Annotated in this window: 22 protein-coding genes; 9 read left to right on the top strand and 13 right to left on the bottom strand. The window is 73.0% G+C overall.

The genetic code is table 11. The annotated features are described in order from the left end of the window. The first annotated feature begins 255 nt into the window (after positions 1-255). Together efeU and efeO are read left to right on the top strand one after the other, a co-directional pair. A complete protein-coding gene (gene efeU, locus LQ327_RS20615) occupies positions 256-1,119 on the top strand; it encodes an iron uptake transporter permease EfeU (protein ID WP_230737207.1) in 864 nt (287 codons plus the stop codon). Next, complete coding sequence (gene efeO / locus LQ327_RS20610; protein WP_230737205.1) at positions 1,116-2,240, top strand: iron uptake system protein EfeO; 1,125 nt, start codon at positions 1,116-1,118, stop codon at positions 2,238-2,240. Before efeU ends, efeO begins: the two co-directional genes overlap by 4 nt. On the opposite strand, the gene LQ327_RS20605 is transcribed toward efeO, so the two are convergent. Then, the gene (locus LQ327_RS20605; protein ID WP_230737203.1) at positions 2,191-2,835 is read right to left on the bottom strand and encodes an MGDG synthase family glycosyltransferase; all 645 of its coding nucleotides are present in this window, start codon (positions 2,833-2,835) and stop codon (positions 2,191-2,193) included. The genes efeO and LQ327_RS20605 overlap by 50 nt on opposite strands. A gap of 105 nt (positions 2,836-2,940) precedes the next feature. On the opposite strand from LQ327_RS20605, the gene LQ327_RS20600 reads away from it, so the two are divergent. Together LQ327_RS20600 and LQ327_RS20595 are read left to right on the top strand one after the other, a co-directional pair. Further along, positions 2,941-3,627 carry a response regulator transcription factor gene (locus LQ327_RS20600; RefSeq protein ID WP_269070627.1) on the top strand — a complete coding sequence of 229 codons (687 nt, stop codon included), beginning with the start codon at positions 2,941-2,943 and terminating at the stop codon, positions 3,625-3,627. Beyond that, positions 3,624-5,060 carry a sensor histidine kinase gene (locus LQ327_RS20595; RefSeq protein ID WP_230737199.1) on the top strand — a complete coding sequence of 479 codons (1,437 nt, stop codon included), beginning with the start codon at positions 3,624-3,626 and terminating at the stop codon, positions 5,058-5,060. The genes LQ327_RS20600 and LQ327_RS20595 overlap by 4 nt, the downstream gene beginning before the upstream one ends. A 13-nt stretch (positions 5,061-5,073) precedes the next feature. Here LQ327_RS20595 and LQ327_RS20590 read toward each other — a convergent pair whose 3' ends face one another. From LQ327_RS20590 to LQ327_RS20580, 3 genes are read right to left on the bottom strand one after another with little or no spacing between them, the layout of a single operon-like run. Then, on the bottom strand, positions 5,074-5,874 hold the full coding sequence (locus tag LQ327_RS20590; RefSeq protein ID WP_230737197.1) for an ABC transporter ATP-binding protein: 801 nt from the start codon (positions 5,872-5,874) through the stop codon (positions 5,074-5,076). Beyond that, positions 5,865-6,977 carry a FecCD family ABC transporter permease gene (locus tag LQ327_RS20585; RefSeq protein WP_230737195.1) on the bottom strand — a complete coding sequence of 371 codons (1,113 nt, stop codon included), beginning with the start codon at positions 6,975-6,977 and terminating at the stop codon, positions 5,865-5,867. The genes LQ327_RS20590 and LQ327_RS20585 overlap by 10 nt, the downstream gene beginning before the upstream one ends. Further along, positions 6,974-8,113, bottom strand: coding sequence for an ABC transporter substrate-binding protein (locus LQ327_RS20580; RefSeq protein WP_230737193.1), 1,140 nt, complete (start codon positions 8,111-8,113; stop codon positions 6,974-6,976). Before LQ327_RS20580 ends, LQ327_RS20585 begins: the two co-directional genes overlap by 4 nt. 502 nt (positions 8,114-8,615) lie before the next feature. Here LQ327_RS20580 and LQ327_RS20575 point away from each other — a divergent pair. Genes LQ327_RS20575 through LQ327_RS20560 form a run of 4 tightly spaced genes read left to right on the top strand, consistent with a single transcriptional unit; the run spans position 8,616 to position 13,451 of the window. Beyond that, positions 8,616-9,596, top strand: a complete 981-nt coding sequence (locus LQ327_RS20575) for an ornithine cyclodeaminase (RefSeq protein ID WP_230737191.1) — start codon at positions 8,616-8,618, stop codon at positions 9,594-9,596. Beyond that, positions 9,587-11,008 (top strand): alanine racemase, encoded by a 1,422-nt coding sequence (locus tag LQ327_RS20570; protein ID WP_230737172.1) that lies wholly within the window; start codon positions 9,587-9,589, stop codon positions 11,006-11,008. Before LQ327_RS20575 ends, LQ327_RS20570 begins: the two co-directional genes overlap by 10 nt. Continuing rightward, positions 11,005-12,063 (top strand): PLP-dependent cysteine synthase family protein, encoded by a 1,059-nt coding sequence (locus LQ327_RS20565; protein WP_230737170.1) that lies wholly within the window; start codon positions 11,005-11,007, stop codon positions 12,061-12,063. Before LQ327_RS20570 ends, LQ327_RS20565 begins: the two co-directional genes overlap by 4 nt. Then, positions 12,060-13,451, top strand: coding sequence for an MATE family efflux transporter (locus LQ327_RS20560; protein ID WP_230737167.1), 1,392 nt, complete (start codon positions 12,060-12,062; stop codon positions 13,449-13,451). Before LQ327_RS20565 ends, LQ327_RS20560 begins: the two co-directional genes overlap by 4 nt. A gap of 160 nt (positions 13,452-13,611) precedes the next feature. Here the strand turns inward: LQ327_RS20560 and LQ327_RS20555 are convergent, their stop codons facing one another. From LQ327_RS20555 to LQ327_RS20515, 9 genes are all read right to left on the bottom strand, one after another. Beyond that, positions 13,612-14,007, bottom strand: coding sequence for a hypothetical protein (locus tag LQ327_RS20555; protein WP_230737165.1), 396 nt, complete (start codon positions 14,005-14,007; stop codon positions 13,612-13,614). 385 nt (positions 14,008-14,392) lie between these two features. Continuing rightward, complete coding sequence (locus LQ327_RS20550; protein ID WP_230737163.1) at positions 14,393-14,920, bottom strand: MarR family winged helix-turn-helix transcriptional regulator; 528 nt, start codon at positions 14,918-14,920, stop codon at positions 14,393-14,395. A 25-nt stretch (positions 14,921-14,945) separates the two neighbouring features. Then, positions 14,946-15,641 carry a gamma-glutamyl-gamma-aminobutyrate hydrolase family protein gene (locus tag LQ327_RS20545; protein WP_230737161.1) on the bottom strand — a complete coding sequence of 232 codons (696 nt, stop codon included), beginning with the start codon at positions 15,639-15,641 and terminating at the stop codon, positions 14,946-14,948. Beyond that, on the bottom strand, positions 15,638-16,627 hold the full coding sequence (gene gshB / locus LQ327_RS20540) for a glutathione synthase (protein WP_230737159.1): 990 nt from the start codon (positions 16,625-16,627) through the stop codon (positions 15,638-15,640). The genes LQ327_RS20545 and gshB overlap by 4 nt, the downstream gene beginning before the upstream one ends. Then, entirely contained in the window at positions 16,624-18,069 is a 1,446-nt protein-coding gene (locus LQ327_RS20535; protein ID WP_230737157.1) for an aldehyde dehydrogenase family protein, read from the bottom strand. The genes gshB and LQ327_RS20535 overlap by 4 nt, the downstream gene beginning before the upstream one ends. Beyond that, complete coding sequence (locus LQ327_RS20530; protein ID WP_230737155.1) at positions 18,066-18,776, bottom strand: glutathione S-transferase family protein; 711 nt, start codon at positions 18,774-18,776, stop codon at positions 18,066-18,068. The genes LQ327_RS20535 and LQ327_RS20530 overlap by 4 nt, the downstream gene beginning before the upstream one ends. A 17-nt stretch (positions 18,777-18,793) precedes the next feature. Further along, positions 18,794-19,510 carry an iIsoprene-epoxide--glutathione S-transferase gene (gene isoI, locus LQ327_RS20525; protein ID WP_230737153.1) on the bottom strand — a complete coding sequence of 239 codons (717 nt, stop codon included), beginning with the start codon at positions 19,508-19,510 and terminating at the stop codon, positions 18,794-18,796. A gap of 47 nt (positions 19,511-19,557) precedes the next feature. After that, complete coding sequence (gene isoH, locus LQ327_RS20520; protein ID WP_230737151.1) at positions 19,558-20,238, bottom strand: 1-hydroxy-2-glutathionyl-2-methyl-3-butene dehydrogenase; 681 nt, start codon at positions 20,236-20,238, stop codon at positions 19,558-19,560. After that, positions 20,235-21,473, bottom strand: a complete 1,239-nt coding sequence (locus LQ327_RS20515; RefSeq protein ID WP_230737149.1) for a CaiB/BaiF CoA transferase family protein — start codon at positions 21,471-21,473, stop codon at positions 20,235-20,237. Before LQ327_RS20515 ends, isoH begins: the two co-directional genes overlap by 4 nt. A 271-nt stretch (positions 21,474-21,744) precedes the next feature. Between LQ327_RS20515 and LQ327_RS20510 the strand changes: the two genes are divergently transcribed. Next, on the top strand, positions 21,745-22,599 hold the full coding sequence (locus tag LQ327_RS20510; RefSeq protein WP_230737146.1) for a siderophore-interacting protein: 855 nt from the start codon (positions 21,745-21,747) through the stop codon (positions 22,597-22,599). Positions 22,600-22,618 lie beyond the last annotated feature (19 nt).

Raw genomic sequence — 22,618 nt, 5'->3', positions numbered from 1 at the left:
ACCTTGATCGGCGCGGGTGAAGCCCCGACGTAACCCGGGTCGGAACTGGGTAAGAGCGCGAGAACCTACGAACGCATCAGCACGTCGAACATTGATGGATCGTGTGAGAATTCTGAAAATTGCGCTCAGCGGAATTCCTGGTATGTGCTACGCATTCCTCTTGTCCGGGCCGGCATTGTCCGGTTCACTCTCGACGTCGATAAGGTGAGGCTCACTTCATTGAGGTGAGCCTGTGCTGATCCGGGAGGGACATCGGTGCTGGCCACATTCGTGATCGGGCTGCGGGAGGGCCTGGAAGCGGCTCTGATCGTGGGAATCGTGGCGGGATTCCTGCGGCGTCAGGGACCACCCGGCGCGGTGCGCTCGATGTGGCTCGGGCTCGGTCTCGCGGTCGCGATCTGCGTCCTGGTCGGGGTCGTGCTCGAGATCGTCGCGGTCGAACTGCCGCAGGCCGGGCAGGAGGCGATGTCGACGGTCATCGGCCTGGTCGCCGTCGGCATGGTCACCTACATGATCTTCTGGATGCGCTCGCACGCCCGCGGGATGCGCCGTGAACTGGAGAGCGCCGCCGCCGGCGCGATCGACCGCGGGTCGTCCGCCGCGCTCGTCGCGATGGCCTTCCTCGCCGTCCTGCGGGAGGGATTCGAGACCGCGGTGTTCCTGGTCGCCCAGTTCACCTCGTCGATCGCGCCGATCGCCGCCGTGTCCGGGGCGGTTCTCGGGATCGTCGTGTCGATCGCGCTCGGCTACGGCATCTACCGGGGCAGTGTGCGCATCAACCTCGGCCGCTTCTTCACCATCACCGCCGTGGTCCTGGTGGTCGTCGCCGCGGGCATCCTCACCACCGCCGCGCACACCGCCCACGGCGCCGGGTGGATCGCGTTCGGCCAGGACCGGCTCGTCGACCTCTCCGGTGTCGTCTCCTACGGCACGCCGATGTACTCGATCGTCACCGGCGTGTTCGGCATCCAGCCGCAGCCGACCGTCCTCGAGGGCATCGTCTGGGTCGTCTACCTGGTGCCGATGCTGGCGTTCGTCCTCTGGCCGCAGCGACGGCCGAGCGCGGCGGGCACCCCGAGCACCGTCGTGACCGCCGCCGAGTCCGGGGACGTCCGATGAGCGTCCGCCGGGCCGGCCTCGGCGTCGTCCTCGCTTCCGCGACCCTGCTCGCCGCCTGTGGGTCCGGGCCCGCGGCGGACCCGGGTACGGCCCAGATCCGGATGGAGCTCTCCGACGCCGGGTGCGCACCGCAGCCCGCGTCGGTACCCGCCGGGCCGGTCACGTTCACCGTCGTCAACAACGGCACCAGCAAGGTCACCGAGGGCGAACTGCAGGCGGCCAGCCGCATCATCGGCGAGAAGGAGAACGTCACCCCCGGCCTGTCGAGCACCTTCACCCTGCGCCTCGATCCCGGGACCTATCTCGCCTACTGCCCCGGCGCCGCCCGGGACAACTCCCGGTTCACCGTCACCGGCTCGGCACCCGCGCAGACCCCGGCCGGCGCCGCGGCGCTGAGCACCGCGACCACGCAGTACCACCAGTACGTCACCGCGCAGGTCGACGCGCTGGTCGCCGGGACGAAAGTCTTCACCGACGCCGTGCGCCGCGGCGACCTCACCGCCGCCAGGGCGGCCTTCGCCCCGGCCCGCTATCACTACGAGACGATCGAACCCGTCGCCTCGAGCTTCGCCGACCTCGACCCGCAGATCGACGCCCGCGCCGACGACGAGCCCGACCCCACCCGCTGGACCGGCTTCCACCGTCTCGAACAGGCGCTCTACCAGGCGAACACCACCGCCGGGCTCGCCCCGCTGGCCGACAGGCTCGACGCCGACCTCGCCTCGCTGCGCACCCTGGTCGCCGGCGTGGCGTTCCAGCCCGCCGAGCTCGCCAACGGCGCCCGCGAGCTGCTCAACGAGGTCTCCACCAAGAAGGTCACCGGCGAGGAGGACCGCTACTCCCACACCGACCTGTCCGACTTCGCCGCCAACATCGAGGGCGCCCAGCAGGCGTTCGATCTGCTCTCCCCCGCGCTGGCCACCAGGGACCCCGCGCTCGACCAGCAGCTCCGGGCCCGGTTCACCGGCATCGTCACCGCGCTGCGCCCCTACCAGGACCCGGCCGGGCCCGACGGCTGGAAGACCTACGACGCCGTCGACGACCAGGCCCGGCGCGTCCTCGCCGACCGGGTCAACGCCCTCGCCGAACCCCTGTCCCAGGTGTCCGGCACGTTGGTGTGAGGGCGGCCCGGTGGATGACCTCGGCGGGATCCTGCGCCCGGGCCGTCTCGACGATCCCGGTGCGGGCGCCGGGGGTGGTCCGGGCGAGGCGCCGGACCTGGTCGGTGATCCCGGGCTCCGGGGAGAGGACGAGGTCGACGCCGGGATGCCACCAGAGCGGGTGCACGGCCGGATCGGTCACATAGCTGATCACCGGGGCGTCCAGGGCGCCGCTGCGGCGCAGCCGACCCAGCAGCTGGCTGACGAGCGGATGGGTGGAGACGACGGCGTGCGGGACGTCGCCGATCAGGGCGGCGGTCCGCGCGGTGAGCCGGTCGAGGACGGCGCCCGCCACCCGGGAGCCGAGGGGGTGGACACAGGCCGGCACGGAAGCCCGGCGGCGTGGAGCGCGACCGGTGCCGGAGAGGGACAGCAGGGCCGGCCCGAGCCGGACGGGCGGGACGCCGAGCGCGTCGGGGCGGTCGACCCACCAGCCCTGTCGGTGCAGCCGCCGGGCGAGCTCGTCGGCGGAGCCGTCGTCCCGGGTTCCGATGGACACGACGACGATCCGCGCGTTCACCGGCAGCGGGGCGGTCCGGGCCTCGGCCGTGGTCATGCGGCCACGGTCGGCCCCCGCCGATGTGGCGACGATGAACGGCCCGAGCCCAGGATCTCGGGAGCGATCCCGGGCGGGCACCATGGTGAGGTGCCGCAACGGGTCATGGTCGCCGACGACGACCGCGCCATCCGCGAGTCCCTCGCGCGGGCCCTGGAGCTCGAGGGCTACGAGGTCGTCGGGGTCCCCGACGGTGTCGAGTCGTTGACCCTGGTGCGCCGCGAGACGTTCGATGCCCTGGTGCTCGACGTCATGATGCCCGGGGTGGACGGCCTCGCCGTCTGTCGCGTGCTGCGCGGCGACGGGGACCGCACGCCGGTCCTGATGCTCACCGCCCGGCAGGAGACCGCGGACCGCGTCGCCGGGCTGGACGCGGGCGCCGACGACTACCTCGCGAAGCCCTTCGAGCTCGACGAGCTGCTGGCCCGGCTCCGCGCCCTGCTGCGCCGGTCGGCGTTCACCGCCGAGGCCCCGGAGGCGTCCGCCGAGCGGGGTGTCCTGCGCATCGCGTCGCTCGCCGTCGACCCCTCGGCGCGCCGCGCCTGGTGGGGCGAGGCCGAGCTGACGCTCTCGAAGACCGAGTTCGACCTGCTCGAGCTCCTCACCCGCAACGAGGGCATCGTGCTCGACCACACCACGGTCTACGAGCGCATCTGGGGCTACGACTTCGGCGCCGACTCGAAGAACCTGGCCGTCTACATCGGCTACCTCCGGCGCAAGCTCACCGCGGCGGGGGCCCCGGCACTGATCCACACCGTGCGCGGTGTCGGCTACACGGTGCGTCGGCCGTGAACCTGCGTACCCGGTTCGCGCTCGCGTTCGCCCTGGTCAGCGCCATCGTGGCGGGCCTGGTCGGGGTGCTGAGCTACCACGCGGCGGCCACCCGCATCACCCAGGCCGGCGACACCACGCTGCAGGCCGCCGAGACCGCGCTCGCCGCGGGGCAGACCGGCATCCTCGCCACCCCGAACAGCGCGCCCCCCGGCGACCACCCCGACGACCACCCCGACGGCGACGGCGACGGCGACGACGGGTTCCGGCACGGCCAGGCGATCGTCGGCCGGATCGTCGCCCCGGACGGCCAGGTGACCGTGCTCGGCGGCGCCCCGGTGCCCATCCCGGTCACCGACACGGCGCGGAGCCTGGCCACTGGCACCGTCGCCGGGGCCACCGACACCACCGAGATCGACCTCGGACGCACCACCTACCGCGTGCTCACCACCTCGTTGGGCGGCGGACAGGGAGCCCGGCAGGTCGCGCTGGACGTCTCGGTCTCCCACCGGGTGCTGGGGGGCATGGCGATGGAGATCGCGTGGGTGAGCGCCGCGGTCCTGGTCGCCGCTGCGCTCGCCGGCTGGCTCGTCGCGGGCCGGATCACCCGACGGCTGGTCCGCCTCGCCGGCGCCGCGGAGCGGGTCAGCGGCCGCGGAGACGTCGCCGAGGAGGTCCCGGTCGAGGGGCGGGACGAGGTCGGCCGGCTGTCGGCCTCGTTCAACACCATGCTCGGGCGCCTCGCCGCGTCCCGGGAGGCCCAGGACCGGCTGGTGCAGGACGCCGCGCACGAGCTGCGGACGCCGCTGACCAGCCTGCGCACCAACGCGAGCGTGCTCCGTCGCTTCGCCGAGCTGTCCCCCGACGCCCGGGAACGGCTGCTCAGCGACGTGCAGGGCGAGACCCGCGAGCTCTCGCACATGGTCGACGAGCTCGTCGCGCTCGCGCTCTCGGGCGAGTCCGACGAGGCCGAGCAGGACGTCGCTCTCGCCGACGTCGCCGCCGCCGCCGCCGAGCGGGTGCGGCGCCGTACGGAGCGCACCGTCGTCGTGGACGCCGACGAGTCCGTCGTGCGGGGACGGCGGCAGGGCCTGGAGCGGGCGGTCGGCAACCTGCTCGAGAACGCGGCGAAGTTCGACGAGTCCGGCGAACCGATCGAGCTGCGGGTGCGGGCGGGGACCACGACGGTGCGCGACCACGGACCCGGCATCGGCCCCGCCGACGCCGACCGGGTCTTCGACCGGTTCTACCGGGCCGACGCCGCCCGGGGCCGGCCGGGCTCCGGGCTCGGGCTGGCGATCGTGCGCGACGTGGCCGAGTCCCACGGCGGCGCGGCGTTCGTGACGACGCCGCCGGGCGGCGGCACCACGGTGGGGTTCTCGGTGGCCGCCGACCGGCTGGCACCGCACCCCGGCGCGGTCGGCACCGCGCCGGAGACCGTGGGCGGGAGCTGACCCCCGCCCCGGGTCACCCGATGGCCGCCCGCGACGGGTCGGAGAGCCCGCGGGCGTCGACGGTCGTCGTGCCGTCGGCGGCCCGCGAGACCGTGGCCTCGACGCCGTAGACCTCGCGGAGCATCTCCTCGGTGAGCACGTCCTCGGGCGGCCCCACCGCGTGCACCCCGCCGCCGTGCAGCACCGCGACCTGGTCGGCGTAGCGGGCGGCGAGCGAGAGGTCGTGCACGGAGACCACGACGGCGGCCGGCGCGGTGGTCGCGAGCTCGCGGATCAGCCCGAGGATGTGCAGCTGGTTGCGCAGGTCGAGGTTGCTGGTCGGCTCGTCGAGCAGCAGCACACCCGGGCGGCGCACGAGCGCCTGGGCGAGGCTGACGAGCTGGCGCTGCCCGCCGGAGAGCGCCGAGAGCGGACGCATCGCGAGCGCACCCAGACCCACCCGCCGCAGCGTCTCCTCGACGTCGCGGACCGCCTCCTTCGAGACCCGGCGGGCGCCCCGGCTCTGCCGCTGCCGGGCGAGCAGGACCACCTCGAAGACGCCGAGCGAGCTCGACGCGGGCAGGTCCTGCGGCATGTAGAGCACGTGGTCGCCGAGGCGGCCCGCGGACGCGCCCTCGGAGTCCTCGACCCGGACGCTGCCGGTGGGGGTCTCCAGGCCGGCCAGGCACTTGAGCAGCGTCGACTTCCCGGTGCCGTTGGGGCCGACCAGGGCGGTGACGGTGCCGCTGCGGACACGGGGCAGGGAGGCGCCGGCGAGGACCGGGGTCCGCCCGTAGGCGAACCCGACCTGCTCGGCGACGAGGCTCAGGACCACATCCGCCTCCGGGTGGACATGACGATGACGAGGAAGACCGGGACGCCGACCAGCGAGGTGATGATGCCGACCGGCACGATCACCCCGGGCGAGACGGCGGTGCTGACCACGGTCGCGAGGCACAGCAATGCCGCCCCGCAGAGCATCGACGCGGGCATGAGGTGCCGCTGGTCGTCGCCGACGAGGATCCGGGCCGCGTGCGGGCCGACGAGCCCGACGAAGCCGATCGTGCCGGTGAACGCCACGGTGGTCGCGGCGAGCAGCGAGACCCCGAGGAGCACGAGCACCCGCACCCGGGTGACCGGCACCCCGAGCGCCTTGGCGCGGTCGTCGCCGAGCCGGAACGCGGTGAGCGTCCACGCGGCGCGGCGCAGCACCGGGATCAGCACCACCGGCACCGCCGCCATGACCGCGATCTGCGGCCACGTCGTGCGGTTGAGGTTCCCGAACGTCCAGAACACCAGCTGCTGCAGCTCGACCTCGGAGGCGAGGTACTGCAGCAGCGCGAGCAGCGCGGAGAACAGGAAGACCATCGCGATCCCGAGCAGGATCAGGCTCTCGGTGCCCGCCCCGCGCAGCGTGCCGAACAGCAGGATCACCCCGCAGGCGACCATCGCGAAGATCCAGGCGCTGCCGGCGGTGCCGATGAACGCGGCCGCGGGCACGATCGAGCCGCCGACCAGGGCCAGCGCGGCGCCGAAGCCGGCGGCCGCGGACACCCCGAGGGTGTAGGGCTCGGCGAGCGGGTTGCCCAGCACGGTCTGCATCTGCACCCCGGCCAGGGCCAGTGAGGCGCCCGCGACCACCGCGGTCACCGCGAACGGCATCCGGATGTTCCAGACGATCTGGCTGTCCACCCGGGGCACGATCGACGGGGCGACGAGGGCGTTCCAGAACTCGCCGATGCTCATCGTCCCCGCTCCCACCAGCATGGTGGCGACGAAGGCGACGACGGCGAGCACGAACAGCCCGGCGACGATCAGCCGGCGGCGCCGCAGCAGCGCCGTGTAGGAGCGGCCCGGGTCCGGCGCCGTGGTCTCCGTCGTCGGGGCGTCGTCGGGCTCGTCGGTGGGTGGGGCGGTCAGTCCGCCCGTGGCGCTCACGGGAGGTCCGTGGAGAACGTGCCGCCGGGGGCGACGGGCAGGAAGCGCCGGTGCAGGTCGGTCATGGTGGTGGCGGGGTCCACGTCCGGGAACAGGTCGGGGTGCAGCCACTTGGCGAACCACTCGGCGGCGAGCACGTTGTAGGGCGAGTCGTAGAAGTGGTGCCAGGCCACGTGGACCTGCTTGTTCCGCACCGCCGCGAGGTCGCCGAAGCCGGGCTGGCGGGCGATCACCTGCTGCAGCTGCTGCTGGGCCGCCTGCGGGGTCTCGTCGTAGCCCAGCTTGACGACGTTGTCGGGCTGCGCGGCGCCCGCGGCCCAGTCGGCGCCGGTGGCGATGACGACGGGCTCGTTGCGGCTCAGCACCGTCTCCGGCGAGAGCGTGCCCTGCGGGGACTTCAGCAGTTCGTCGCCGAGGTTGGCCCCGCCCGCCCAGGTCACGAGCTGCGCCAGGTTGGAGCGGGCGAACGTCGAGCAGCAGTCGTAGTAGCCCGGCGCGCGCCAGAAGAAGGTCGGGGTGGGCGCCGGGTGTGCGGCGTCGAGCCGGGCGCGGACCCGGTTCATCGTGGCCTGGTACCAGTCGACGTAGTTCGCGGCCGCCTGCTCCCGGCCGAAGATGCGGCCGAGGAGCTGGACGCTCGGCACCGTGTTCCTGAGCGGGTCGGTGAAGTAGTCGACGACGACGGTGGGGATCCCGGCGCGGTCGAGCTGGTCGATGGTGCCCGCGTCGCGCGCGGCGGGGAAGTTCGCCGCGCTGATGACGAAGACGTCCGGCTTCAGGTCGATCGCCTTCTCGGCGGAGAACGACCCGTTGGGCAGCTGGCCCAGCACCGGGACCTGGGCCACCTGCGGGAACTTCGCGGCGTACCGGTTGTAGGTGTCGGGATCGTTCTGCTGGAGGTCGTTCGGCCAGCCCACGACGTTCGCCACCGGGTTCGCCGGGTTCAGCATCGCCGTGGTGTAGAGCATCCGGGACCCACCGAGCAGGATCCGCGACGACGGCAGCGGCAGCGTCACCTGACGTCCGAGGACGTCGGTCACCGTGGCCTCCGGACCACCCCCGGACGCTGGGCCGGACGAGGCCGACGGGACCGCGCAGGCGCTACCCACCGTGAGCACGATGCCGGTCAGCGCCATCGCTGCCCACGATCGTGTCCATGCCAACCGCACCCGAACCACTCCCCGTCACTCGTGCTCGCGACTCGACGCAGGACGCGGTCAAGACGCCAATTTAGGCGAGACTAACCAGAGTCGGCCGATCTCGTGAACCCCGGCGATTCCTCCGACTCGTCACGGTGCCATCACGGTCCGGAGCAGGTCGAGCGCGGCCGGTCAGCGACTCTCGTGGCTTTGACCAGGTATTTTGGTGTTTGCTTTACCTAAAGATGGCTTTTCGATGGTTTGTCCTGTGCAGGAGGCCACCGACAACAAGTAAGGCTCGCCTTGCCTGTGGGTCGGGTGCGCCGTTAACTTCACGAACACGGATTCACACCCCGGTGACACCGGAGCCGGGCTGCCCGCCCGACCGAATCCCGCGTCGTCCTGCCGCCTCCCGGACCTGTGATCACGGTGACACACGGTGACCGTGCGGCGGGGTCACGCCCGACCGGCACCCGTACCTCCCGGAGGTTCTCGAGCCATGGAACGACCCGAGCTCCACGTGTTGACCCGCAGCGACCTCGCGCAGGTCGAGATGCCTCCGACGGAGGTGATCGAGGCGGTCCGGCAGGGGTACCTCGCGCTCGACCGGGGGGACTCGAGCTGCCCCGCGAAGCTGATGATGCCGCTGCCGGTGCAGGAACGGGACGCCGTCTCCTTCTCGATGCTCGGCTACGACTCGCCGAGCCAGCATCTGGGCTTCAAGACGTCGTACCGCCAGGGCAACGACAACCGTGACCACTACTGGACGACGCTGAGTCTCTACGACGACACGACGGGCATGCCGTTCGCGCTGCTCGACGGGGACACCGTCGGCGCGATGCGCACGCCGGCCACGACGGCGCTGATCGCGCAGGCGTGCGCCAAGCCCGACGCCCGCTCGGTCCTCATGATCGGCACCGGGGTGCAGGGGCTGAACACGCTCCCCTACCTGGCGTCGGCGCTGCCGCACCTCGAGAAGTTCCGGCTCTTCGGGACGCACCCGACGGGCCTGAAGGACTCCGTGGACCGCTTCGCGGCCCATCACCCCCAGCACGAGCTGGAACTCGTCGACGACGTGGCCGCCGCCGCGCGGGAGAGCGACATCGTCATCGCCGCGTCCGGGCGCGCTGCCCACCCGAAGGTCGAGACGACCTGGCTCAAGCCGGGCGGGCTGCTGATCTCGGTGGCCAGCAAGGGGGTGGCCTCGACGGCGCTGGCCGACGCCGACTACGCCCTGGCCACCAGCGAGGGCCAGCTGGGGATCACCGGGTCCCGCTTCTCCACCGAGGACGGGCGGGCCGTGATCGACACCGAGCTGCCCCCGGTGCTCGCCGGCCGGGCGCCCGCCCGCCGCGGCGCGGAGGACCGCGTCTTCGCCTTCAGCAGCGGCATGATCATCACCGACATCCCCGTCGGGCACGCCCTGGCCACCCGCGCGGTGGCGGCCGGCCTCGGTCAGCGGGTCGCGCTGTGGAGCTGACCCGAACCGCTCCCACGACCACGACCACGACCACGACCACGACCGACAACGGCCGGCGGGAGACGCCGTCGCTGCCGGCCCGCCCCCGGGCGTGGTCGGCCCGTCTGCTCGAGGATCCGCACGCCCTCGGCGAGATGGCCCGCCACGCCGGAGGGCCGTTCCACGTCCTGCACGCGGAGACGTTCGCCGAGAACGTGCGCGGGTTCCAGAACGCGCTGCTCTCCGCCGGGGTCGACGGGCACGTGCTCTACGGCAAGAAGGCCAACCGGTCCGGGTGCTTCCTGCGCGCGTGCGTGGACACCGGGGCGGGGGTGGACGTCGCGAGCGCCCCGGAGCTGAACCACTCGCTCGCGGCCGGGTTGCACGGCGAGGACCTCGTCGTCACCGGTCCGGCGAAGTCCGACGAGCTGCTCCGGCTCGCCCTGCGCCACGGGGCGCTCATCGCGATCGACGCCCTGGACGAGTTCGCGCGGCTGGTCACGCTCGCCCGGAGCGTCCGCCCGGCCCGGGTCCTGCTGCGGGTACTGCCCCCGACCGATCCGCACAGCCGCTTCGGCTTCGACCCCGACGAGCTCGACGAGGTGCTCGAGCGCGCGGCGGAGGCACGCACCGTCGTCGAGATCGAGGGCTTCTCCTTCCACCTCTCCGGCTACGAGCCGGCGCCGCGGGCGGAGCTCGCCTCGGCCCTCGTCGACCGGTGCCTCGCCGCCCGGACGCAGGGCCACGCCGCGACGGCGATCTCGATCGGCGGCGGGTTCGCCGTCAGCTACGTCGAGGCGCCGGACTGGGACCGGTTCGTCGCCGAGCACGACGACGGCGACTACCACGCGGGCCGCAAGCCGCCGCGGCACTACCCGTACCACCAGGAGCCGGCGAAGGCGGACATGCTCGCGGCGATCCTCGGCCACCGCACCGGCGGTGGCCCGAGCCTGGCCGAGCGGCTGAGCCGCAACGGGATCCGGCTGCTGCTGGAGCCGGGCCGGGCGCTGCTCGACGGCGCCGGGTTCAGCGTGTTCGGGGTCCAGGGGTACAAGCGCCGCGGCGGGACCTCCGACGACGGCCGGGAGTACGGCATCGTCACCGTCGACGGGCTGTCCATGAGCATCTCCGAGCAGTGGAAGGGCAGCGAGTTCCTGCCCGACCCCGAGCTGTGGCCGCGGGCGCCGATCGTCGAGCCGGTCGCGGCCGCCGTCGGCGGGGCGAGCTGCCTCGAGTACGACATGCTCACCTGGCGCCGGGTGCCGTTCCCGCGCTCGCCGCAGTACGGGGACCTGCTGGTCTACCCGAACACGGCCGGCTACCAGATGGACAAGAACGAGAGCCGGTTCCACCAGCTCCCGCTGCCCACCCGCTTCGTGGCGGAGGGTTCAGCCGACCAGGGCGCCATCCCGACCTGGCGTCCCGAACGATGAGCGCACTGCCCGACCGGTGGACGGAGAACGTCGTCCACCGCGTCTCCGACCTCATCGGCCACACGCCGCTGTTCCACCTCGGCGCGACCGGCACCGGCAGCCGGCTGCTGCTCAAGCTCGAGAACCTCAACCCGACGGGGTCGGCCAAGGTCCGGATGGCGTCGCAGATGATCGCGGCCGCCGAGCGCCGCGGCGAGCTGCGGCCCGGCGGGCGGATCGTCGAGCCGACCTCGGGGAACACCGGGCTCGGTCTGGCGCTCGCGGCGATCGAGGGCGGCTACCGGTTCACGGCCGTGGTCGATCACCATGCCAGCATCGACAAGATGCGCGCACTGATCGCGCTCGGCGCCGAGTTGATCTGGGTGGGCGAGGCGGGGACGAGCGGCCCGCAGACCATGGCGCGCCGCGCGCTCGCCGAGCAGCTCGCCCGGGAGGACGGGACCTGGTGGCCCGACCAGCACAACCATCCCGGCAACCCCGAGGGCTACCACGGGCTAGCGTGCGAGCTGCTGGGTGACCTGTTCGGTGACGTCGACTACCTGGTCGCCTCGGTCGGGACCGGCGGCGGGCTCTGCGGCACCACCCGGGAGCTGCGCCGGCTCGGTTCGCAGGTCCGCACCGTCGGGGTCGAGCCCACCGGCTCGATCATGTTCGGCGGCGAGCCGGGGTCGTACTGGCAGACCGGCGGCGGCAACCCCGCCGACTTCCCGGTCGGGCGCAACGTCGATCACGACCTGATCGACGAGGGCATCTCCGTCGGCGACACCGAGGCGTTCGCGACCGCGCGGGTGCTCGCCCGACGCACCGGCCTGCTCGTCGGGGGCACCGCGGGCGGGGCGGTGTACGCGGCGCTGGAGTCGCTCCCGTCGCTGCCGCCGCGCAGCACCGTCGTCGTACTGGTCTCCGACGCCGGCGAGAAGTACCTCGACACCGTGTTCGACGAGAAATGGCTGGAGGATCGCGGGTTGTACGACCCGGAGTGCGAGAAGTCGGTGGACGCGCAGCTCGAGGCGCTCACCTCGGCGACGAGCCGGGCGGGCGGGGAGGTCGCGTGAGCGCCGCGACGGGGACCGCACCCCGGACCGGCTACCGGGCCCTGCTCGCCGTCGCGGGACCGCTCGCGGGTGTACAGCTGGCGCAGGTCGCGCTGACCACGACCGACCTCGTGATGCTCGGGTCCCTCGACGTCACCGCGGTCGCGGCGGGCGGGCTCGCGATCCTGCTCCACAACCAGGTGCGCACGATGTGCGTCGGGGTCGTGACGCCGTTGGGCAACCAGGTGGCCGCCGCGGCGGGCCGGCACTCCTCGGGCGGGCCCGGCGAGGCCGAGGCTCCTGGCGAGGAACTGTCCGGCGAGGTGCGCGGGCTGCTGCGCTCGGGGCTCGCGGTGGGCACCGTCGTGGGTATCGTGTCGGCGCTGGTGCTCATCGCGCTCGGGGCGCTGTTGCCGTTGTTCGGCCAGGCCGCACCGGTCGTGGCGGTGGCGCTCCCGACGATGGCGGCGCTCGCCCCCGGCCTCATCCCGATGCTGTGGCTCAACGTGCTCCGGCAGTTCGCGGTCGGGCTGCACCGCGCGGGCTCGCTGCTCGGGGTCACGATCGCCTCGATCGCGGTCAACGTCGTGCTCGACGGCGGGTTCCTGCACGGGTGGCTCGGCATGCCCGTCCTCGGGGCGCCCGGGGTCGGCGTGGCGACGTCCGCGGTGCAGGTGGTCAACGTCGCGGCCTACTACGCGATCCTGCGCCGGGACCCCCACCTCGCCCCGGCGCTCTCGCTGCAGGCGTGGCGCGCGGACCGCGCCCAGGCCCGGGAGCTCGTCCGGCTCGGCGCCCCGGTCGCGCTGACCTACGGCTCGGAGGCGGGCATCACCTCCGTCGCCACGCTGATCATGGGCGCCTTCGGGCCGATCGCGCTGGCCGCGCACAACGTCGTCAACCAGATCGCCTACGTCGTCTACCAGGCGACGATCGGGCTCTCCCAGGGCTCGTCGATCCTGGTCAGCCGCGCGACCGCACAGGAGGGACCGGACGCCCACGACGAGGCCCGGCACGTCGCGAAGCGGGCCTTCGTGCTCTCCGGGGCGCTGCAGGTGGTGCTCGCCGTCGTCTACGTCGTCGCCCCCCAGGCCGTCCTGTCGCTGTTCCTCGACCCGGCCGACGCGGCGGCCGCGGGCCTCGCGACCACCCTGCTGCTGCTCGCGATCGCCCAGCAGATCACGAAGGGCGCCCAGAACATCGCGGTCGGGCTGATGCGCGGGCTGAAGGACACCAAGTCCGGGTTCCGCGCGAGCCTCATCGGCTACTGGGGGATCGGCGTCCCGGCCATGCTGGTGCTCGGGCTCCTGCTCCACCTCGACGGACCCGGGGTCTGGATCGGCCTCTCCTGCGGCTTCGGCGCGACCGCGGTGCTGCTACTGACCAAGTTCGTCCGCGCGGTCCGCTGATCGCGGGGACGGGGACGGGGGTTCGGCCGTGGCGGCCGGCACGTCAGACCGCGCGGGACTCCCCCGTGCCCGGTCGCCGGCGGGCGATCGGGACCGCCGGGGCTCTCCAGGGCCTCGGCGGCCCCGTCCGGCGGGATCAGCGCGAGATCGCTGTTGGTGATCATCGGGAGGGTGGGGGACGGTCCCCGGTGCCGGCGCCCGCCGCGCTCGACCGGTGCCGGCGCGGGGCGGGGACGGCCGCGTCGGACCGGACGTACACCGCGAGCGGGTCGTTCGCCGGACCCCGGGACAGGCCGTCGGGCTCGGTGCTGACCCATCGCCCGGCGCTGACACCCTGATCGGTGAGCACCCGGGAGGCGACGGTCTGCGCGAGCTCGAGGTCGGCGGTGGCGGGGGCACCGTGGGCGGCGAGGTTCGTCGACCAGCGTCGGCGGCCGTGGCCGTACGCGACCAGGCTCCACCCGAGGACGTGCTCGCCGGCCGGATCGTCCGGCGGGTTGTACACCAGCGTGTAGCTCGACGATGCGTGTGCCTCCGCCGGCGCGGTCGTGGCCATGGCTGCTCCTCGACGGGGTGCGGTCGGTGCCCACCGCGACGGACGTCGGGTGGCCTCCCGGAGGAGAGCGTCACCCTCCGGAGGAGCCGCCACGCTCCCAGCGACGATTCCGGAATCTGTACCGCCGAATCGCCCAATACTGTCGAATGACATCGTGCTCCCTCCGGAGGAGACCCCCCTTGGATCTCATTCGCGTGAAGGCACATCCCTTCGCTGTCAGGATATGAGAAACGCAGGTCGAAGGGTTCCACGTCGTGGGGGAACGCGTATCGCCCACTCGGCGGACCCATCGCACGAGGTCAGCACACCGGGATCGAACATCCGGGCTCTCGTTCATCGGATAGGCATCGTCCTCAGGTGGACAATTCTCTCCGTGCGCGGGCGGCTACTCGAACGTGCTGAGGAGCTTCTTGAGCAGCCGGCGCAGTTCCGCCTGCTCGGGCTCGTCGAGGATGTCGATCAGCTTCGACTCGTTGGCCATGAGGTCCCCGGTGAGCTCGTCGACCAGCGCCATGCCTGCGGTGGTCAGCTCGACCTCGACCTTGCGGCGGTCGTCCGGGTGCATGTGCCGGGTGACCAGCCCGGCGTCCTCGAGCCGTTCGAGCCGCTGCGACATCCCGCCCGAGGTGATCAGCGCCGAGCTCTGCAGTTCCCCGGCGGTCCGGCGGTAGGGCGCGCCGGCCCGGCGCAGCATCGCGAGGATGTCGAGCGCGGCGCGGTCGGTGCCGAAGGCCTCGAGCCGTTCCTTGCGGTGGCGGTCGAGGTGGCGCCCGATGCGCCAGATGCGGGTGACGATCCCGACCGAGCTGACGTCGATGTCCGGGCGCTCGCGGCGCCACCCGGCCTCGACGCGGTCGACCCGGTCCGCGACGGCGGGGTCGAACGCCCGGCGCTCCTGCGCACCCTCGCTCATCGTGACCTCCTGCCGCCTGAGTATCTCACCGCGAAGACTTCACCATCGCCACCCGCGTCAGCCAGGCGAACACCGGGTCGGCGTGTCGGAGCTGCTCGGGGTGCCACTGGACCCCGACGACGTCGCGGCCGGGCAGCTCGACCGCCTCCACGACGCCGTCGGGAGCGTGGCCCACGCACACCAGCCCGGCCCCCGGCTCGGCGACGGCCTGGTGGTGGAGGCTGTTGACCCGGTAGGAGCCGCCGTAGATCCCGTGCACCACGCTCCCCGCCGCGAAGCGCACCTCGTGGGTGTCGTCGCGGCCGAGCGGATGGGACTCGAGGTGCTGGACCAGCGTCCCGCCGAGGTGCACGGCGAGCAGCTGCATCCCCCGGCAGATCGCGAGGACCGGGACGTCCCGCTCCAGCGCGGCCGCGAGCAGCGCGAGCTCCCGGTCGTCGCGCGCCCGGTCCACCCGTACCGACGGGAGGGCCTCCTGGCCGTAGAGGGCCGGGTCGACGTCGGAGCCGCCGGTGAGGACGAGGGCGTCCATCCGGCTCATCACCTCGCCGGGATCGGCGCGCGCCGGCAGGTGGACGGGTAGCGCGCCGGCCTCCGCGAGCCGGTCGGCGTAGCCGGTGAAGTAGACCTCGACCTGCAGCACGTCGAGGGCGGCCGGCCCGTCGTGCGCCCCGGCCGCCCCGCGACGGCGGCCGGACACCCCGACCAGCGGCGGGGTCACGCTCGCCGGGCCGCGACCAGGCGCTCGAGGTGCTCGACGACGAGGCAGGGCAGGTGTGTCCCCGAGAGCGCGTCGATCTCCCGCAGGCCGGTCGGGCTGGTCACGTTGATCTCGGTGAGCCGGTCGCCGATCACGTCGATGCCCGCGAGCAGGATGCCCTCGCGCTCGAGCTCCGGGGCGAGGACGGCGCACATCTTCTCGTCGGCCGGGGTGACGTGGTCCGCGACCGGCCGGGCCCCGGCGGCCTTGTTGCACCGGAACTCCCCCGGGACCGCGATCCGCCGGACCACGCCGATCGGCTCGCCGCCGAGCACGATGATGCGGCGGTCGCCCTCGTCGACCGCGTCGACGTAGCGCTGCACCACGACCTGGCGCCGTCCCCGCGCGGTCGCGAGCTCCAGGATCGACGGGAGGTTGGCGTCGTCCGGGCGCAGCAGCAGGATGCCCCGCCCGGCCATCCCGTCGGTCGGCTTGAGGACGGCCCGGCCCCAGCGGCGCACCGTCGAGAGGATCTCCGCCCGGTCGGCGGTGACGAGGGTGTCCGGGACGAGGTCGGGGAAGCGCAGCGTGAAGAGCTTCTCGTTGGCGGCGCGGAGCCCGGACGGGCGGTTGACCATGACGACCCGCTCGTCGTCGACCCGGTCCAGGACGTAGGTCGCGGCGAGGTAGTCGGCGTCGAACGGCGGGTCGGTGCGCATCGCCACGACGTCGGCGTCGTCGAGCCGGACGTCGCGCTCGGGGCCGGTGCGGTACCAGTCGTCGACGGCGTACCAGCGCTCCCCGGCCAGCACCGCCGGGACGACGGTGACCGGGCGGCACGGCGCCCAGGTCCGCGTGCCCCGGATCCGGAGCCGCTCGGCCGTCGTCACCAGCACCTCGTGGCCCCGGTCCTGCGCGGCCTCCATCAGCGCGACCGTGGAGTCGTGTCCCGGGGTGAGCGCGGGCAGCGGGTCGGCGACGACGACGATCCGCAGGGCCCGACTCATCGGGGCACCGAGTGCTTGACCCGCAGCACCGAGACGTCGGTGTAGGCGTGCAGCCCGAGCATCGAGGACTCGACGCCGATCCCGGACTGCTTGCGCCCGCCGAAGGGCGCGTCCGGCGAGAGCATCGGGTGCTGGTTGATCCAGACCGTCCCGGCGTCGAGCCGGGTCGCGACCGCTTCCGCGGCCTCCTCGTCGTCCGACCACACCGACGCCCCGAGCCCGTCCGGCCCGCGGTTGGCGCGGGCCACGGCCTCGTCGAGGGTGTCGTAGGTCAGCAGCGGCAGCACCGGCCCGAACTGCTCCTCGGCGACCAGCGGCACGTCGTCGCCGGCGCCCCGCACCAGGACGACGGGGTGCCAGTTGCCCGGTCCGTCGGGGGCCCGGCCCCGGAAGTACACCTCGGCGCCCCGGCGCTGCGCGTCGGCCAGCAGCCCCTGCACCCGTTCGAGCTGCGGCCGGTTCTGGACGGGGCCCATGTCCACGCCGGCGTCGAAGCCGTTCCCGACGACGACGGTGCCCGCCACCGTGGCGAGCGCCTCGGCGAACTCCCCGGCGCGGGCCGTCGGCACGAAGAGCCGCTTGAGGCCGGCGCACACCTGGCCGCAGTTGCTCATCCCGCCCGCGTAGAGGTCGGCGGCGATGGCGCCCGGATCGGCGTCGGGCAGCACGATCCCCGGGTCGTTGCCGCCGAGCTCCAGCGTCAGCCGCTTCATCGTCGGGGCCGCGGCCGCCATCACCGCCCGCCCGGCCCGCCGCGAGCCGGTGAACGAGATCTTGTCGACGCCCTCGTGGGTGGTGAGCCGGGCGCCCAGCTCGTCGCCTCCGGCCAGGACCTGGAGGACCCCGGGCGGCAGCACCTGCTGGGCCAGCTCCCCCACCCGCAGCGTCGAGACCGGGGTGTACGGCGACGGCTTGACGATCACCGGGTTGCCCGCCACCAGCGCGGGCCCGATCTTCCACAGCGACAGCATCTGCGGGTAGTTCCAGGCGGTGATCGCGGCGACGACACCGACCGGCACGCGCCGCAGCCGGATGAGCTCGCCGTCGTCGTCCTTGAGGACCTCGTCGGCCAGCGTCATCCGGGTGAACGCGTTCACGTAGGCGAGTCCCGACCCGATCTCGCCGTAGGCCCGTCCCACCGGCTTGCCCTGCTCGAGGGTGAGCAGCGCGGCGAGCTCGCTGCGGTGCTCCTCGACCAGCTCCGCGAACGCCCGGACCCGCTGCTGCCGCTCCGGCAGCGGCATCGCCGCCCACCCGGGGGCCGCCCGCCGGGCGGCGGCCACGGCCCGGTCGAGCAGCTCGGGCGTCGCGACCGGGACGCGGGTGACGACGGCGGCCGTGGCCGGGTCGAGCACGTCGAGCCCCTCCGGGGAGTCGAGCAGCTCCCCGCCGATGGAGAGCCGCAGCGTCGGGATCGTCACCGGCCGCGTGGGGGCGCTCATCGCGTGGCCTTGCCGGCGTCGCTGCGGAACAGCGTCGCGAACTGCTCGGCCGACCATCCGGACACCGTCGGGTCCTCCTTGCGGGGGTCGGGGATGCGGACCCGCGCCGACGGCCGGGCGGCGATCCGGGCGGACCAGGCGGCGACGTGGGGATGGACGGACACGTCGACGCCGTGCCCGTCGGCCAGCCGCACCCAGGGGAAGCAGGCGATGTCGGCCAGCGAGAATTCGTCGACGAGGTACTCCCGGTCGGCGAGGCGCTCGTCGAGCATCGCGTAGAGCCGCTCGATCTCGCGGCCGTAGCGGTCCTGCGCGTACTCGTCGTGCACGCCCTGGCTCGGCGCGTACCGCAGGAAGTGCACCGCCTGGCCCGCCATCGGCCCGTGGTTCGCGACCTGCCAGGCCAGCCAGCACATCGCGTCCCACCGGCGCGCCGGATCGGTCGGCAGCAGCGCGCCGCCGGCCTTCTCCGAGAGGTAGAGCAGGATCGCGGCGGACTCGAACAGCGCGATCGGGCGGCCGCCCGGGCCGTCGTGGTCGACGATCGCCGGCACCTTCGAGTTCGGGTTCACGGCGCGGAACGCGTCGCTGAACTGGTCCCCGGCGCCGATGTCCGTCCAGACCCACCGGTACGCCAGACCGAGCTCCTCCAGCGCGATGACGATCTTCCGGACGTTGGGGCTGGGGAAGGAGTACAGGTCGATCACGACGGGCCCGCGTCCCCTCAGACCTTGAACTCGTCGCGCAGCCGTTCCGCGTAGGCGGCGAGGTTCGCCTTGCTGCGCGCGTAGTCCCGGCCGGGGAAGTCCCAGGGCTGGTCGGCGACGTGCCGGTACATCGAGTAGATGGAGGCGTCGACCGAGCGGAGCCGCTCGCCCATGAAGTAGGGCTTGTCGCCGAGGAAGTCCGAGAGCGCGTCGATGTCGTCGACGAGGAACTTGTGCACCTCGTCGTCGGGGCGCCGGCCCATGCCCTGGCCGTTGAACCCGGCGAGGATCCGGTCACGGAAGGCCCACAGCGCCGCGCTCAGCTCGGGCCCGACCTCGGCGCCGCCGACGATGTACGGGATGTAGATCTCGAAGCCGTCGGGGTAGCGCCACCGCGGCTGGATGACGCCGGACCAGTAGAGCTGCTCCTCGACCAGGCGGTTGAAGGCGAGCGCCTGCGCGGCCTCGACCTTGTCCTGGTCGCCGTCGAGCGGGTCCCCGTACTTGCCCTTGAGGTACTCGATGATGCGGTTCGAGTCGCCGACCTTCGTGCCGTCGCCGTCGACGATGTAGGGCAGCTTGCCGAACGGTGCGTCGTCGTCGAGCGTCGCCAGATCCTGGGTGCGGTGCTCGAACGGCAGGCCGGTGAACGTCAGGTAGTTCACCAGCTTGGTGACGTACGGGCTGATGTCCGGGATGCCCCAGGCCGGGACGTACCCGTAGACGGTGATCATGGTCTACCTCTCTCGTTGTCGGGCCGGGTCGCTTCGTCGAGTCGCCGTCACCACGGCAGGAACGTGCCGTTGCTGTGCTGGAACCGCCCGGAGTGCTCCGGGGTGAGCTGGTCCATGTCGCGGATGAGGCCCGCGGCCGCCTCGTCCGGCTGGATGTAGACGTGGTCGCCGGGGAAGCCCTTGGTCAGGTCGGTGGCGACCATGCCGGGATGCAGCATCAGGACGCTGACGCCGAGGGGCGCGAGGTCGTGGTGCAGGTTGAGGCCGACCATGTTGGCGCCGGCCTTGGAGATCCGGTAGGCGTACATCCCGCCCGAGGAGTTGTCGCCGAGCGACCCGACCCGGCTCGAGACGATCCCGATCTTCGCGCCTGGGCCGAGCAGGTCGCGGCACGCCTCGACGGTGCGCAGCGGGCCGATCGTGTTGATCTCGAACTGGCGCCGGACGTCGTCGTAGTCGAGGTCCCCGAGCTTGTCGACGCCGAGCACGCCCGCCACGTGCAGCAGCCAGTCCGGCCGGATCCCCTCGGTCCGCAGCGCCCCGGCCATGGCCATGACCGAGCCCTGGTCGGTGACGTCGACCCACGGCTCGACGGTGATCCCCCGCCGCTCGAGGTCGTCGCCGTCGCCCAGGCAGGCGGCGACGACGTGGTCCCCGCGGGCGTGGAGCTGGCAGGCGATCTCGTGCGCGATGCCCTTGTCGGCGCCCACCACCAGCGCGGTGATCATGCGGGCACCACCGGGACGTCGTCGGAGGGGCCGGGCTCCGGGGTGCTCGCCGCGCCCGCGGCTCCGGATCGCGCCAGGGCGGCGATCTCCTCGTCGGAGTAGCCGATCTCGGCGAGCACCTCCGCGGTGTGCTGGCCGATCATCGGGGCACCGCGGGGCGGGCCGGGCGGCGTGCCCTCGAAGCGCGCCGCGGTCCGGGTCTGGCGCAGCGGCCCGGCCACCGGGTGCTCGGACTCGGCGAGGATCCCCGAGGCCAGCACCTGGGGGTGCTCGAGCAGGTCCCGCCGGCGCAGCGCCGGGGCGCACGGCACGGTGTGGGCGGTGAGGATCTCCATCCACTCGCCGACCGTCCTGGCGTGCAGCTGCTCCTGCACGAACCCGAGCCGCTCGTCCACGTTGAGGTCGCGGTCGGCGGCGGTCGCGAACCGGGGATCGGCGATCATGTCCTCGCGGCCGACCGCGGTGCAGAACGCCCGCCACTCGGCGTCGCGCATCGTCGAGACCGTCATGTACCCGTCGGCGGTCTCGTAGATCAGGTCGATGAAGCTCGCCGCCCGTTCCGGCTCGATCGGCCGGTCCCGGAAGGTGTAGGCGCCCATGTCCGAGGCCCACAGGAACGCGAGCACCGTGTCGAGCATCGACAGGCGGACGTGCTGACCCTCGCCGGTCCTGGTCCGGGCGAGGAGCGCCGCGGTCACGGCCTGCGCCGCGGTGACCGAGGTGAGTTTGTCGGGCAGCACCGTGCGGATCAGCCGGGGACGGGCCTCGTCGGAGCCCGCCTGGATCGTCGTGAGCCCGGACAGCGCCTGGACGACCGGGTCGTACACCTTGCGGTTCGCGAACGGGCCCTCCTCGCCGAACCCGCTGATCGAGAGGTAGACGACGCCCGGGTTCGCCGCGCGGGCCGCCTCGTAGCCGATCCCGAGGCGGTCGACGACGCCCGGCCGGAAGTTCTGCACGACGACGTCGGCGGTCTCGAAGAGCCGCAGCAGCGCCTGCTTGCCCTCGGACTCCTTGAGGTCGAGGACGACGGAGCGCTTGGACCGGTTGATGTTGACGAACATCGCCGGCAGGTCGCCGGAGCGGTTCGGCAGCGCCCGGACATGGTCACCGATGCCCGGTGGTTCGACCTTGACGACGTCGGCGCCCTGGTCCCCGAGGATGTCGGCCGCCCACGGCCCGGACAGCATCGAGGACAGGTCGACGACCCGCACGCCCTCCAGCGGACCCGGCATCCGCGGCCACCTCCGACTCGAGCGAAGATTGCTTAGCGCGTAACTACTCACCGATGAGGTTCTTCGTCCGCAGTCTTCAACGTGACCCGCGTCACGTCAAGGTTCGGACTCCTCCTGTCCTCGTCCCTCGTGTGGGCGACGGTTCCCGGCCTGTCGTCACGGGATCGCCGCGCGTTCGTCGGAGATCACGAGGACACCGGGCGCGGGGTGTTGCACGACCGCTGATCGGGAGCGGTAAGGTCAGCCTCACCTAAACGGACTGGGGGTGGGCATGGCGAGGTCGACGTCGGTCGCGGCGCGCGACGGCAGGCCCATCCGACGCCGGGTCGAGCCGGAGTACCGGCTGCACGTCCAGCGCACCGAGCCGTTGACGCCGCACCTCGTCCGCGTCGTGCTCGGCGGACCGGGCCTCGAGGAGCTGGCAGACAACGGGTACGCCGACCGCTGCGTCAAGCTCGCCTTCCCCCGCCCCGGCGTGGAGCACCTCTGGCCGCTCTCGATCGCCGAGATCCGGGCGACGATGCCGCGCTCGATGTGGCCGATGATCCGGACCTACACGATCCGCGCGCTCGATCACGCGGCCGGCGAGCTGACCATCGACTTCGTCGTGCACGGGTCGGCCGGCGTGGCGGGACCGTGGGCCACGAACGCCCGGCCCGGCGACGAGATCGCCATGCTCGGCCCGGGCGGGTCCTACTCCCCCGCCGACGACGTCGACGCCCACGTGATGATCGGCGACGAGAGCGTGCTGCCCGCGATCGCCGTGGCCTGCGAGCGCGTCAAGCCCGGGGTGCCGGTGCACGTCTTCGTCGAGGTCGACGGGCCCGCCGACGAGATCGTGCTGCACTCCCTCGGCGACCTCACCGTCCACTGGGTCCACCGCGACGCCGGCTCCGATCTCGTGGCTGCGGTGCGCTCGGCCGCCTGGCCCGCCGGGCGGGTCCAGGCATTCGTGCACGGCGAGACGTCCGCGGTGCGGGCGCTGCGGCCGCACGTCCTCGGTGAGCGGGGTGTCCCGGCGTCGCTGCTCTCGATCTCCGGCTACTGGCGGCGCGGGGCCGAGGCCGAGGTGTTCCAGGCCGAGAAGCAGGCCGAACTGCGCGAGGACGGCTCCCGTCCGGCCTGATCCTCGGCCGCCTTTCCCA

The sequence above is a fragment of the Actinomycetospora endophytica genome (assembly GCF_021026375.1).
Lineage (GTDB): Bacteria > Actinomycetota > Actinomycetes > Mycobacteriales > Pseudonocardiaceae > Actinomycetospora > Actinomycetospora endophytica.
This window is presented reverse-complemented; position numbering and strand designations above follow the sequence as displayed.

Bases quoted from the DNA above. Each gene is read 5' to 3' on its own strand.
- efeO (WP_230737205.1), top strand. From the start codon at position 1,116: ATGAGCGTCCGCCGGGCCGGCCTCGGCGTCGTCCTCGCTTCCGCGACC.
- LQ327_RS20605 (WP_230737203.1), bottom strand. From the start codon at position 2,835: ATGACCACGGCCGAGGCCCGGACCGCCCCGCTGCCGGTGAACGCGCGG.
- LQ327_RS20600 (WP_269070627.1), top strand. From the start codon at position 2,941: ATGGTCGCCGACGACGACCGCGCCATCCGCGAGTCCCTCGCGCGGGCC.
- LQ327_RS20580 (WP_230737193.1), bottom strand. From the start codon at position 8,113: ATGGCGCTGACCGGCATCGTGCTCACGGTGGGTAGCGCCTGCGCGGTC.
- LQ327_RS20575 (WP_230737191.1), top strand. From the start codon at position 8,616: ATGGAACGACCCGAGCTCCACGTGTTGACCCGCAGCGACCTCGCGCAG.
- LQ327_RS20565 (WP_230737170.1), top strand. From the start codon at position 11,005: ATGAGCGCACTGCCCGACCGGTGGACGGAGAACGTCGTCCACCGCGTC.
- LQ327_RS20555 (WP_230737165.1), bottom strand. From the start codon at position 14,007: ATGGCCACGACCGCGCCGGCGGAGGCACACGCATCGTCGAGCTACACG.
- LQ327_RS20550 (WP_230737163.1), bottom strand. From the start codon at position 14,920: ATGAGCGAGGGTGCGCAGGAGCGCCGGGCGTTCGACCCCGCCGTCGCG.
- gshB (WP_230737159.1), bottom strand. From the start codon at position 16,627: ATGAGTCGGGCCCTGCGGATCGTCGTCGTCGCCGACCCGCTGCCCGCG.
- LQ327_RS20535 (WP_230737157.1), bottom strand. From the start codon at position 18,069: ATGAGCGCCCCCACGCGGCCGGTGACGATCCCGACGCTGCGGCTCTCC.
- isoI (WP_230737153.1), bottom strand. From the start codon at position 19,510: ATGATCACCGTCTACGGGTACGTCCCGGCCTGGGGCATCCCGGACATC.
- isoH (WP_230737151.1), bottom strand. From the start codon at position 20,238: ATGATCACCGCGCTGGTGGTGGGCGCCGACAAGGGCATCGCGCACGAG.
- LQ327_RS20515 (WP_230737149.1), bottom strand. From the start codon at position 21,473: ATGCCGGGTCCGCTGGAGGGCGTGCGGGTCGTCGACCTGTCCTCGATG.
- LQ327_RS20510 (WP_230737146.1), top strand. From the start codon at position 21,745: ATGGCGAGGTCGACGTCGGTCGCGGCGCGCGACGGCAGGCCCATCCGA.